10 protein-coding genes are annotated in these 12,900 nt (G+C 54.0%); all 10 read left to right on the top strand.

The annotated features are described in order from the left end of the window. The first annotated feature begins 15 nt into the window (after positions 1-15). Complete coding sequence (gene leuC, locus BCV73_RS17020) at positions 16-1,440, top strand: 3-isopropylmalate dehydratase large subunit (RefSeq protein WP_089548008.1); 1,425 nt, start codon at positions 16-18, stop codon at positions 1,438-1,440. Positions 1,441-1,454: 14 nt separating this feature from the next. Beyond that, on the top strand, positions 1,455-2,057 hold the full coding sequence (leuD, locus tag BCV73_RS17015; protein WP_076170928.1) for a 3-isopropylmalate dehydratase small subunit: 603 nt from the start codon (positions 1,455-1,457) through the stop codon (positions 2,055-2,057). Between the two features lie 295 nt (positions 2,058-2,352). Beyond that, positions 2,353-3,855, top strand: coding sequence for an N-acetylmuramoyl-L-alanine amidase (locus tag BCV73_RS17010; protein ID WP_089548007.1), 1,503 nt, complete (start codon positions 2,353-2,355; stop codon positions 3,853-3,855). Positions 3,856-3,886: 31 nt separating this feature from the next. After that, complete coding sequence (locus BCV73_RS17005) at positions 3,887-4,561, top strand: GerMN domain-containing protein (RefSeq protein ID WP_089550292.1); 675 nt, start codon at positions 3,887-3,889, stop codon at positions 4,559-4,561. Positions 4,562-4,842: 281 nt separating this feature from the next. After that, positions 4,843-6,288 carry an N-acetylmuramoyl-L-alanine amidase family protein gene (locus BCV73_RS17000; protein WP_089548006.1) on the top strand — a complete coding sequence of 482 codons (1,446 nt, stop codon included), beginning with the start codon at positions 4,843-4,845 and terminating at the stop codon, positions 6,286-6,288. Positions 6,289-6,319: 31 nt separating this feature from the next. Then, positions 6,320-7,027, top strand: coding sequence for a GerMN domain-containing protein (locus tag BCV73_RS16995; RefSeq protein ID WP_089548005.1), 708 nt, complete (start codon positions 6,320-6,322; stop codon positions 7,025-7,027). 191 nt (positions 7,028-7,218) lie between these two features. Continuing rightward, positions 7,219-9,954 carry an S-layer homology domain-containing protein gene (locus BCV73_RS16990; protein ID WP_089548004.1) on the top strand — a complete coding sequence of 912 codons (2,736 nt, stop codon included), beginning with the start codon at positions 7,219-7,221 and terminating at the stop codon, positions 9,952-9,954. Between the two features lie 89 nt (positions 9,955-10,043). Continuing rightward, positions 10,044-10,718, top strand: a complete 675-nt coding sequence (gene nth, locus BCV73_RS16985) for an endonuclease III (RefSeq protein WP_076170938.1) — start codon at positions 10,044-10,046, stop codon at positions 10,716-10,718. Positions 10,719-10,750: 32 nt separating this feature from the next. Then, positions 10,751-11,023 carry an NAD/NADP transhydrogenase alpha subunit gene (locus BCV73_RS16980; protein WP_076170940.1) on the top strand — a complete coding sequence of 91 codons (273 nt, stop codon included), beginning with the start codon at positions 10,751-10,753 and terminating at the stop codon, positions 11,021-11,023. A 188-nt stretch (positions 11,024-11,211) separates the two neighbouring features. Continuing rightward, positions 11,212-12,900: dynamin family protein (locus BCV73_RS16975; protein ID WP_179232022.1), on the top strand; the 1,689-nt coding region annotated here is incomplete at its 3' end.

Genomic DNA, 12,900 nt, shown 5'->3' with positions numbered 1-12,900 from the left:
GAAGAGGTGACAGTGATGAGTAAAAGAACGATGTTTGAGAAAATCTGGGATAACCACGTGATTCATCAGGAAGAAGGCAAGCCGAGCATTTTGTACATCGATTTGCACCTCGTCCACGAGGTAACGTCCCCGCAAGCCTTCGAGGGCCTGCGCCTGAGCGGCCGCAAGGTGCGCCGTCCGGAGCTGACGTTCGCAACGATGGACCATAACGTACCGACGAAGGACCGCTTTAACATTAAAGACCCGATCTCCAAGCAGCAGATCGACACGCTGTCGCAGAACTGCCGCGACTTCGGCGTCACCCTCTTTGATCTGGATACGATTGATCAAGGGGTCGTGCACGTTATGGGGCCGGAACTCGGTCTGACCCATCCGGGCAAAACGATCGTCTGCGGGGACAGCCACACCTCGACTCACGGCGCATTCGGCGCTCTGGCATTCGGGATCGGCACAAGCGAAGTGGAACACGTGCTGGCTACCCAATGCTTGCAGCAGGCCAAAGCGAAGACGATGGAAGTGCGCTTCGTCGGCAAGCGCAACCCCGGCGTAACGGCGAAAGACATGATCCTCGGCGTTATTGCCAAGTATGGCACGGATTTTGCTACAGGTTATGTCATTGAGTACACGGGCGAAGCGATTCGCGAGCTGTCGATGGAAGAGCGCATGACCGTCTGCAACATGTCGATCGAAGGCGGTGCGAGAGCGGGCATGATCGCTCCGGATGAAACGACATTCGAATACTTGCGCGGACGCCAATACGTGCCGCAAGGCAGCGACTTTGACCAAGCGGTGGAGCAGTGGAAGCAGCTCGTCACCGACGAAGGCGCAGCATACGACCGCGTTGTAGAGTTTGACGTGGAAACCCTGATCCCGCAAGTGACCTGGGGAACGAGCCCGGGTATGGGTACGGACATTACGTCTCGCGTGCCGGTGCCGGCGGAACTGCCGACCGAAAACGAACGCAAAGCAGCTGAAAAAGCGATTGAATATATGGGCCTGACGCCGGGAACGCCGATGTCGGAAATCGAAATCGACTACGTGTTTATCGGTTCCTGCACCAACGGCCGGATCGAGGATCTGCGCGCTGCGGCCCAGGTAGCCAAGGGGCACAAAGTGTCCGACCGGGTAACGGCGATCGTCGTTCCGGGTTCGGGACGCGTCAAGATCCAGGCGGAGAAGGAAGGACTGGACAAAATTTTCACCGAAGCGGGCTTCGAATGGCGCGATGCCGGATGCAGCATGTGCCTGGCGATGAACCCGGACGTTCTCCAGCCGGGACAGCGCTGCGCATCGACGTCCAACCGGAACTTCGAAGGCCGTCAAGGCCGCGGCGGACGCACGCACCTCGTGTCTCCGGCAATGGCTGCAGCAGCAGCGATCAAGGGTCGGTTCACGGATGTCCGTGATTGGAACTTCAAAACGGAAGCGGTCAGCAGCTAAGGAGGAGAATAAACATGGAAGCTTTTACGAAATTAACAGGTCTCGTCGCTCCGGTAGACCGGGTGAACGTGGATACGGATGCCATCATTCCTAAACAATTTTTGAAGCGGATCGAACGCACCGGTTTCGGACAATTTCTGTTCTATGAATGGAGATTCGATGAGCAGGGCAACGACATCCCGCAGTTTTCGCTGAACCAGCCGCGCTATAAAGGAGCTTCGGTTCTGATCTCCAGAGCGAACTTCGGCTGCGGTTCTTCCCGTGAGCATGCGCCATGGGCGATCATGGATTACGGGTTCAGATGCATCATCGCTCCATCGTTCGCAGACATTTTCTACAACAACTGCTTTAAGAACGGCATTCTGCCGATCAAACTGTCTGAAGAGCAGGTGGAAGACCTGTTCCAGCGTACGGCAGCAAATGAAGGCTACGAGCTGAACGTCGACCTGGAAAACAAAACGATCACGGATGCCCAAGGACTGCGTATCGATTTCGACCTGGATGAGCACCGCCGGCAATTCCTGCTGCAAGGCCTGGACGATATCGGCCTGACCCTTCAGCATGAAGACGCCATCTCCGCCTATGAGCAAAAGCACGCGGATCGCTTGTTCGCGTAACTTATCCAGCCGGATGGGCACTGCCCTTCATTATAAGCTCCCATGCTCCGATAAGGAGTGTGGGGGCTTTTTTGCTGGGCGCTGGAGTATACCCGAGGAGCCGAAGGAGTCAAGGGAGGTCGATATTTGGATAAATCGGGAAACAAAACAGGTAAAAATTTGTAAAATCAAGCAGGAATATAAGCTTAGCGCACAGAAATTGTTACAGGTCAAATACCGTTAATGTTTTTTTTATACATACATTCTGCGGCTTGTCACGAGCAGCAGCAAAAAATCAGTTTGTCAGAGGTGGAACATGAAGAAATTCGGCTTTTTACTGTTTTTATTAATGTTCGCCTTTATTGTCGGCGCCCAGGCGCCGTCGGTATCGGCGGCAAGCGGCACGGAGATCGTGCTGGACGGGAAACAACTGGACATGCCTGCGGACGCAGGGGTTGTCAACGTGAACGGGAGCATTATGGTTCCCTTCCGCGTGGTCGGTGAAAATCTTGGATTTGCCGTAGATTGGGAGCAGAAGTCGCAGAAGGTCACGATTCAGAAAGGCAGCACCAAGATGCTGCTAGTCGTGAAGCAGAAATCGGCAACCGTGAACGGCAAAAAGGTGAGCCTGGATCAGCCGCCGCTCCTGCAGAAGGGCAGCGTCGTTGTGCCGATCCGGTTCGTGAGCGAACAAATGGGTCTTGCGGTCAGTTGGGATGGCGTCAACAAAACTGTGTATCTGTCGACGGATGGATCGAATCCGTCGGGAGCCGATCCGGGAACAGGAGCAGGGAGTGGAGGCACAATACCGGTTCCTGATACGGGGAACGGCAATCCGGAAGGCACCGCTCCGTCAGGCGGTTCTGAAGGATCCGGCGTGACCGGCCAGGAGGGGACTGACGAGCTGACTGGCATCAGTTTTAGCGACAACCGCCTGATGATCGCTACCTCCGGTAATGGAAATGTGGTCCCGAAAGTGTTTTCGATGAAAAATCCGGACCGCATCGTCGTGGATCTGCCGCAGACCCAATTCTCAGGAGCACTGGGCGAGACGCTTCCCTTGAGCGCTGACGCTCAAGGGAAACTGGACGTCAGCGGGTATCCCGACGTTTCCGGGATCCGGTATTCGTTGTTCAGCAGCAGTCCGTCCACCGTTCGGATCGTGATTGATTTGAACTATGCCAAAAACTATGCCGCTTACCCGGATCCGTCCGGAAGCGGGATGTTTATCGTCGATTTGAATTTAGCTTCCGAGACGCCGTCGGTTCCGGTCGGGGGCAGCGGGAAGAAGGTCGTCGTGATCGACGCCGGGCACGGTGCCAAGGATCCCGGGACGATCGGCTATTCGAAAACGAAGGAGAAGGACTTCAACTTGGCGGTTGCCCTGAAGGTCGGACAGCTTCTCGGGAGCGAGCCGAATATCGATTTTGTTCTGACGAGAAGCGATGACACTTTCCTCGAGTTGAAGGACCGTGTTAAAATAGCCAACGATCTGAATGCCGACGTATTTGTATCCATTCATGCGAACAGCGCAGGCTCGTCTGCGGCGAGCGGCAGCGAAACCTATTATCAGCGTGATGCAAGCAAATCGCTGGCGAACGTGCTGCACAAGTATTTGGTTCAGGCTACCGGCCTGGCGGACCGGGGAGTGAGATACGGCAACTTCCACGTCATTCGGGAGACCAAAATGCCGGCTGTTCTCCTGGAGGTTGGTTATCTGAGCAATCCGAAGGATGAGGCAACCTTGTTCTCCGAAAACGTCCAGCAGTCCGTCGCGCAGGGAATTGTGAGCGGCATTAAGGAATATTTGGGATTATAGAATTCGGAACTTGGCTGAAAGGAGTGTTATGGTGAATAAAAAAATATGGTGCGCAGTTCTTCTGTCCGCTGTGATGATTGTGGGAGCAGGCTGCGGTCAGAAAGCGAAGACGGCTCCTCCACCCCCAGCGAGCGCTTCCGAACCGAGCTCGGTTCAAGCGGACGAGAGCACATCGCCGCCGGTTACGGAAAGTACTGCTCCGGATGACAGCACGGCAGGCAGCAATTCGGGCAGTGACAGCAGTGGAGGGACCGGGGAACCCAAGGGTGATTCAACCGGTGAGGCAGCTAAGGATCAACCCAGCTTTCAGAAATTGACCATTGATGTATATTACACCGACCCGCAGGAAATGGAGCTGAAGAAAGCCCAGAAGGAGATCAGCTACCAGGTTCCTCTTGAGAAATACGTTGAGGCGTTCAAAGCGCTTCAAGACAGCGGCAGCACCGACCTCGTTCCGCTGTGGGGGAAAATCGAATTGACCAAAATGTCGCTGGACACGGATACGGGACTCCTGCATATGGATATTCATATCCCGGACGAAGCACGGCTGGGATCGGGCGGGGAACAATTTGCCCTCGACTCGCTCAAGCAAACGATGTTTCAATTCGACGAAATCAAAGCGATCGACATCCTCGTCGACGGCCAAGCCGTGGAGAGTCTGATGGGCCACATGGATCTCGACCATCCGATCAAGAGAGGCGAGTAGATCATCGTTTCAATCGTAACGAAGAAGCATGCCGATTCCTATTGGGAGTCGGCATGCTTTTTTTGCGGGAACCATGCTTTTCAGCAGGGGTGTTTGAATCGATAATACATAAAATCCCGGTTTTGTCCATCCAAAGTCATAGTAAAACTTTTGCATATAGAGGAATATATTCGCAACTTTTCAAGGGGGCTCGCGTCTAATAAATGTCTGGTGATGTCGAAGATGCCGAAGCCGAAACGTCAAAAAGCAGTTGAAAAATTTGAGAATGGTAGGGGTGAATAATGAAGAAGTTTGGTTTTTTGTTTGCGTTTATATTTGTCTTCATTTTGGCGTTTCCTCATAATGGACAGGCTGCGGCAGGGAGCACAAAGATTTTTTTGAATGACAATGAGCTGAAGCTAACAGGTAATGCAGTGGTTGAAAATGTGAAGGGTAATACGATGATCCCATTTCGTGTGGTCGGAGAGAGTCTGGGATTTGAAGTCGCATGGGAGCAGAAGACCGGCACGGTAACCATACAAAAGGACTCGACAGTCATAAAGCTTGTTGTTAATCAAAAGAATGCTACGGTTAACGGCAGTAAGGTTGCACTTAATATCGCGCCGATTCTGCGCACCGACACGGTCATCGTCCCGCTTCGCTTTGTGAGTGAGCAAATGGGACTGACCGTCAGCTGGGATAATGTGAAGAAAGTGGTATATTTAATTACCCCGGATTCGAATGCCGGAAACAGCGGAAATGCCGGCACCGGTGCAGGCAACGGCGGGACAACCGTACCCGGCAGCGGCAGCGGCGATAACGACAGCAGCGTCGGGCTCGTCAATGGACTCAGCTTCAGCGACAACCGGCTGCTGATCGCAACCAGCGGGTCGGTTAAGGCCAGCAGTTTTAAAATGACTGGTCCCGATCGGGTCGTCATCGATCTGACGAACGCGAAATTTTCGGATCAATTCAGCGGTTCTTCTCCGCTGGACAGCAATTATAACGGCTCAATCAACGTCAGCGGCTATCCGGATGTATCCAAAGTCCGTTACTCGCTGTATAACGATAATCCTTCCACGGTACGCGTGGTCATTGATCTGAATTATGCAAAAAATTATAAGCTGACCAATGAAAACGGGATGTATATCATCGACTTGAACACATCAGACAGCGGCACTCCTTCCACTCCAGTTGGCGGAGGCGGCAAAAAAATCGTCGTCATTGATGCAGGCCATGGCGATCAGGATCCTGGCGCATCAGGCGTTTCCGGCAAAAAAGAAAAAGCGTTTAACTTGGCGGTTGCCCTCAAAGTAGGGGCTCTGCTCAAAAATGATCCTAACATCGATGTCGTACTTACCCGCAGTGACGATACGTTCCTTGAACTGAGCGAACGGGTAAAGATCGCCAACGATTTGAAGGCGGATGTGTTTATTTCCATTCATGCGAACAGTGCAGGCTCCTCTGTGGCAACAGGAAGTGAAACCTATTATCAGCGGGATGCCAGCAAGGCGCTGGCCAACGTGATGCATAAGTACCTGGTACAAGCCACCGGACTGAAGGACCGCGGCGTTCGCTACGGCAATTTCCACGTCATTCGCGAGACGAAGATGCCGGCTGTGCTGCTGGAAGTCGGTTATCTGAGCAACAAAAACGACGAGGCTGCCCTTTTCTCGGAAAGCTTCCAGCAGCGGGTTGCCAAAGGCATTGTCAGTGGTATTAAAGAGTATTTAGGTGTGAAATCATGATGAGTCGCAGGAACAAGGAGGCGGGAAGTCAATGAATAAAAAAGTTTGGTGTGCAGGGGTTCTGGCTCTGGCGTTGGTTGCTTTGGCAGGCTGCGGCCAGAAGCCGACCGCCTCACCAGAGCAGCAGCAGGAGACGGCCTCCGATCAGCAGGTGACTGGAAGCGGCGGAGATACGGCAGCCGGAGAAACGGGAACCGAAGGCACCAACGGTGCCGTTACTTCCGACAGCGGGCAGGACCAAGGTTCAGACCAAGGTCAGACCTCATCCGGTTCGCAAGGGCAAGGACAGGGTCAAGAGTCGACTGGCCAGGGCCAATCCACGTCCACACAAACGACGAATTCGAACCAAAAAAGCTTGAATATCGATGTCTATTATACAGATCCTGAGGAGCTGGATTTGCACAAAGTCCAGAAGGAAATCAGCTTCAGCAGCGATGATGAAAAGTATAAGAAGGCGTTCGAAGCGCTGCAGGCCAGCGACAAATCGGACCTCGTTCCTCTCTGGGGCAAGGTGGAACTTAAATCGCTGAGCATGAAGGACGGTCAGCTCACCATCGACATTCATATGCCGGATGAGGCCCGTCTTGGTGCAGGGGGCGAGCAGTTCGCCTTGGACGCGCTCGACAACACGCTGTTCCAGTTTGACGAAGTGAAGTCGATCGAACTGCTGGTTGACGGCGCCAAGGTGGAAAGCCTGATGGGGCATGTCGATTTGGAGCATCCGATGACAAGACACTGATTTTTTTGGGGAATTTCAGGAAATATAGCAGGAGCTCGGCTCCTGGATGTCGAATTATATACAGCTAGAGCATGGCTGATAGTATCGAACTAAAGTTGGAGCGTCGCGCATCCTTTGTGGGAGCTATGATTCCTGGGGAACGGGCGCCTCCGCTTTAGTTCTTTCTATTTATTTCAGAGAGGGGCACTATCATGGTTCAGAAACGCAGCAATCATTCCTTACCTTCTAAAAAAGTCGTCTCCGCCGTCCTGGTCGGTATGATGGCATTAAGCTCGGGCACAGCCGTATTCGCGGATACCCCGGCGACGACCGGAGCAAGTGTAACAGCAGCTTCTGCCGGCCAGTTCAGTGACGTCAAGAGCGGATTCTGGGCTGAGAAGCATATATACAAGCTTGCTGCCCAAGGCATCATCCTCGGTGATAAAGGGCTGTTCCGTCCAAACGATTATGTGACCCAGCAGGAAGCTGTTACGATGGCGATCCGTTTTGCCGGGCTTCAGAACAAGCTGAGCACGGACACGGCCGTTGCGCTGCCGGAGAATGTCGTCGTAAATAATTATTTCAAGCCATACGTTGCACTCGCTTTCCAGCAAAGCCTGCTGAACAAGGCATCCGAAAGCGCGGCCACCGGTCAAAAGGGAAACTGGGGCGAGCGGAAGGCGAGCCGGGAGTGGATCACCGAAGTGCTCGTCCGCGCTCTGGGCAAGGAAAGCCAAGCTTCCGCCGCAGCCTCGAAGGCCACGACGTTTGCCGATAACGGCAAGATTTCCGCTTCAAAACGCGGCTTTGTGAACGTGGCACTGGAGCTGGGATTGACGAATGGTGTGGATGGTAACCGCTTTGATCCGCAAGGTTCGGTTACGCGCGCCCAGCTGGCGACCTTTTTCAGCCGGGCCGAAGCCTACAACAACATTAAGTACGACAACTCCGCCGAAGGCATCATCACCGGGCTGAGCGATAATAAGCTTGATTTGTATGTAGACGGCAGTGTGAAGAGCTACGCCCTTGATGCGACAACCGGATATTTTACAAAGGATTCGGAAACGAAGATTGCCTTTACGGAACTGAAGCCGTACACCAAAGTGATGGTCATCGGCAGCGGGACGAAGGCAGGGTATGTGGAAGTGACGGATCCAACCGTTCAGCTGGAAAGCACGGAAGGAACGTTCCAGAAGCTGTCTCCGGGGAACATTCTCTGGATCGAAACGAACAGCACGTTCCAGCAGTTTACATATGATGCGGGCACGACGTTCCTGGATCAGAACGGTGCGAAGATCGATCCTTCCGCCATCGCGGTCGGCAGCAAGGTATCGGTATCTCGTGAAACGTTCAGCTCCGCGAAGAAAACGGTCATCGTTCAAGTGAAATCGGGGATCGTGAACAAGACGGGCACCGGAACGCTGCAGAGCATCGATACGGCCACCAAGTCGCTCGTTATCAAAAATGACGCGGGCAATCTCGAGAGCTACACTTGGGATGCCAACTCGTTCTTCAGTTACCAGAATGAGATTCTGTCTCCATCCGAACTGAAAGCGGGCTCGACCATTAATTACACGATCAGAAACAACATGATTCAATCCATTGAATTAAAACAGGGAGTGGAGCGTACGATCCGCGGATCCTTGTATGAGGTTGGAGCAAACGGCTCGACCATCACCTACAAGCGGGACGGCGGAGCACTTGAAGTGAAGCTTCTTGCCAGCAAGCCGGAAATCGTCATCAGCGGCATCAGCGCACCGCTTCTTAGCGATCTGATCGCGGATTCCACCGCTGGCGACCAGGTGCAAATTACGCTGAATCCTGACGAGCAGGTAACCAAAATCGAAGTGCTGAACCGCCAGATGGAGCAAAAACGCGGAGCCTCGGTTGTATCCTATGAACCGAAGACGAAGCTGCTCACGCTGATGGACGCCAACAAAAAACCGTTCGTTGTGACGCTTGACGATAAAACCAAGCTGGTGTACAACACGGCCAATCCGACACTGTCCGGCATCGAATCGCTGCTGACGACCGGCCGTAAAGTGAACGTCAGCTATCTGACGAACCGGGCGCTGTCGCTTGAAGTCATCTACCAGTACGACGGCAAGGTAACCGCGATCGATACGGCTGCCAAGAAGATAACTGTGGTAACCCCTGGCGGGGAAACACTCGTGCTGCCATACAGTAATCCTGCTGTACAGGCATACGGCAAGAGCAACGCGTCGATGTCCGACGTGAAGATCGGCAGTGATGTCGCCCTCGTGCTGAATGCGACGCAAGATGCCATTTCGTCCATTCTATTGAAATCGACGGTTCAATTTGAAGTCGTGGACATGAACTATACCAGCAGCCGAATTACGGTGAAGAAGGATGGCGTGACGAGCCAGTTCTATCTGGACAAGGCCGCACTGACAGGAGATAACGGACAGGCTGTTGAGCTTGCGGATATTCGTGCCGGACAGATCCTCAACGTGACGTTTAACGGAACAAACGCGGCTGCCGCACAAATCGTGAAGCTGACGACGGGCCAAATCACGGCGGTGGATTCTTCTGCGGCATCGCCAAGCATTACGGTGAAGGATTATGCCGGCACGACGGAAACGTTCAAGCTGGGAACCGGGTCGAAAATCGTCAATGACGCCGGCAGCGCGCTGAGCCTGGGCAACCTGGCTGCGGGAAACCGCGTCGAAGTCCGCAAGGACGAAAGCGGCAATGCCGTGGTCAAGGTGCTGAACGTAACGACCCAGACCTACTGGAAATATGACAGTTATGCGAAGGAAATATATGTGAAACGGCAAAATGTCAATGATGCCAACCTATACAAGCTTTCGCCTGGCGCATATATTCACCAAGGTGACACGATATTGACCGTGCAATCCCTGAAAGAAAATGATACTATTGTATTGTATTTAAACAATGGAACGATTGTAGAAATACAGAAACAATAGTATGCTTTGGGAATGGTCATAAGATACACCGTCTTGATGCGGGGTTCTTACCCGCGTCAGGACGTTTTTTTTTGCAGGAGGTACTTCGCATGAAGGCTGAAACCGTTCGCTATATTTTGGACACGATCGGAGCGATGTTTCCTGACGCGCATTGTGAATTAAACCACAGCAATGCGTTCGAGCTGACGATCGCGGTTCTGTTGTCCGCCCAGTGTACGGACGAAACGGTAAACAAGGTAACCAAGGATCTTTTTCAAAAGTATAAAACGCCTGAGGATTATGTTTCGGTTCCCTTGGAGGAGCTCGAACAGGATATCCGCCGGATCGGCCTGTACCGGAACAAAGCCAAACACATCCACAATCTGTGCCGCATTCTGATCGAACAGTACGGCGGAGAGGTTCCACGAGAGCATGACAAGCTGGTACAGCTTCCCGGCGTAGGACGCAAGACGGCCAATGTGGTGGTGTCGAATGCTTTTGACGTTCCGGCGATTGCGGTGGATACACACGTCGAGCGGGTTTCCAAGCGGCTTGCCCTTGCGGGCTGGAAGGACTCGGTGCTCGAAGTGGAGAAAAAGCTGATGAAGCGGGTGCCCAAGGATGAGTGGACGATCACGCACCACAGGCTCATCTTCTTCGGCCGGTATCACTGCAAGGCACAGAATCCGAAATGTCAGGTATGTCCGCTGCTCGATGTGTGCCGTGAAGGAAAAAAACGTATGAAGACGTCCCAAATCAGAAAAGATAAGGAACATACAGGATAGGAAGAACAAAGATGGAGAAGGATGGGATTTAGATGAAATGCATTTCGGTGTACACAGACAATTTTGAAATGTTTTCCGATATTTTTGATGCGGTTGTGGAAAGCAAACTGAGCGAAAACGAAGAGAAGGAAGTCGAAGGAATCACGGTGAGCCATTCGGGCGACGTGCCTGAGCATTACCTGGACCGGATGTCCGTTAAGCCTGAAGTCGTTGTCATGAAGGACAAGTCCCGGGGCTTGACGATTTTGCAGCACGGCAAAGTTTTTGAAATTTTGATTCCGGAACTCGAAAGCGCGTCGATTTAACGGCCTGTATATGCAGCGTAAGGCCCAGGATAAAACCGAATGGTATTCGGTTTTATTTTTTTTGTCCGGCAAAATGATTTCCAACCCATCAGTGGAATGTTAAAATAAAACTATTTGAATGGGTTTTCCGGCAAAAAGCGTCATGAGCCGCCTCATTCGGTCAATTGACACAAGGGAGAGTAGTCAGCATGTCGTTCACTGTCCAAACTACAGCCAGCCAAGGATCTATTGCGCTGCAGCCTCTGAAAGAGCAGCTTGCCGCTTGGGGCGATGCGAGATCGGCGAGTCTTATCGACGATTTAATACATAAAGCAGACGCCGGGGAAATGACCATCGCCTTTTGCGGCCATTTCTCGGCGGGGAAATCCAGCCTGATCAATTCCTTATGCGGACGAAAGGTGCTACCATCCGGTCCGGTGCCGACCAGCGCCAACGTCGTCTCCATCCGCAATGGCGAGCCGCGCGCCCTGATCTATCCGGCCGCAGGCGCAGGGGATGAAGCCCCGAGAGAGACCGCGGACCCGCTTCAAGTCTCGCTTAAGGAACTGTACGATTACTGCACCAACGGTGGTGACTATTCATCGGTGGAAGTGTGGGATCAAGTCCCCCTGCTTGGGGAGCACGGCGTCTTCATGGATACACCCGGCGTGGATTCGACGGACGACGGCCATCAAAAAGCGACCCACTCCGCGCTTCATTTGGCGGATGTCGTTCTGTATGTGATGGACTATAACCATGTCCAGTCCGAAAACAATTTGGTGTTTGCCAAGAGCCTGTCGGATTGGGGCAAACCGCTATATCTGATAGTCAACCAAATCGATAAGCACCGGGAGCGGGAGCTATCCTTTGATACCTACCGCCAAGAAGTGGAGGCGGCTTTCAAGCGGTGGCAGGTGCATTACGAGAATTTGCTGTTTATCTCGCTGAAGAATCCGGAGCATCCGTATAACCAGCGGGCTCAGCTGGATGGCCTGGTGCAGGAGCTGATCGCCAAGCGGGCACCGCTATTGTCTTACAGCATCGAGTGCTCCGCGCATCATATCGCCGAGCAGCATACGGCGCAGTTCGCCGATTCGCTGCAGGAGGACATGGAGCAGCTGATGCAGGAGATGGGAGGCGCCGAGAAGGCGGCGGAGCTGGAACGGGAAATGGGCGCCCTCAGGGAGGAGATCGACCGGTTTGAGAATATCCGGCAGCTGGAGCGGGAAGCGGTTCGCCGTGAGGCGGAAGGACTGCTCGAGAATGCCAACCTGACGCCGGCCGATCTGCGGGATCGGGCGCAGCTGTTTCTCGAAAGCCGCAAGCCGGGCTTCAAGAAGGGCTTTCTGTTCTCCGGGGCGAAGACGGAGCAGGAGAAGCAGGAGCGCTTGGACGGTTTTCTGTCTTCGCTGCGCGAGCAGTGCGCCTCCCAGATCGGGTGGCATCTTCAGGAGCTGCTGCGCCGCTGGGGACAGTCCCACCGGATTTGGAACGAGGATCGCGATCAGCAGCTTGCTGATCGGATGCCGGTCATCGGGCCGGAACTGCTGGAGGGCACGGTGGAGCCGGGAGCGGTGCTGTCCGGCGAATACCTGCTGAATTACTGCCGCAAGCTGTCGGCAGAAATCAAGGCGCTGTACCGCCGCGCTGCGCTGGACGCGGTGGAAGAGATGCTGGCGGATGTCGAGGCATCCGCCGCGCCCGCCAAGCAGCGCGCACAGCAGGATCTGGCCGCGCTGCAGGAGCAGTCCGCCGCGATGGCCCGCTACACGGAGCTGGCAGCGGCCATCGCGGCGCGCAAGGAAGCGGCGGCGCGCCTGCTGCCGCCGCACCAGGCGCTCACCCCCGGCACCCTGCCGCGGGTGAGCGCCCCAACCCGGCCGGCTGCGCAGCCGGCC

Source organism: Paenibacillus sp. SSG-1, assembly GCF_002224835.1.
Lineage (GTDB): Bacteria > Bacillota > Bacilli > Paenibacillales > Paenibacillaceae > Paenibacillus_AQ > Paenibacillus_AQ favisporus.
This window is presented reverse-complemented; position numbering and strand designations above follow the sequence as displayed.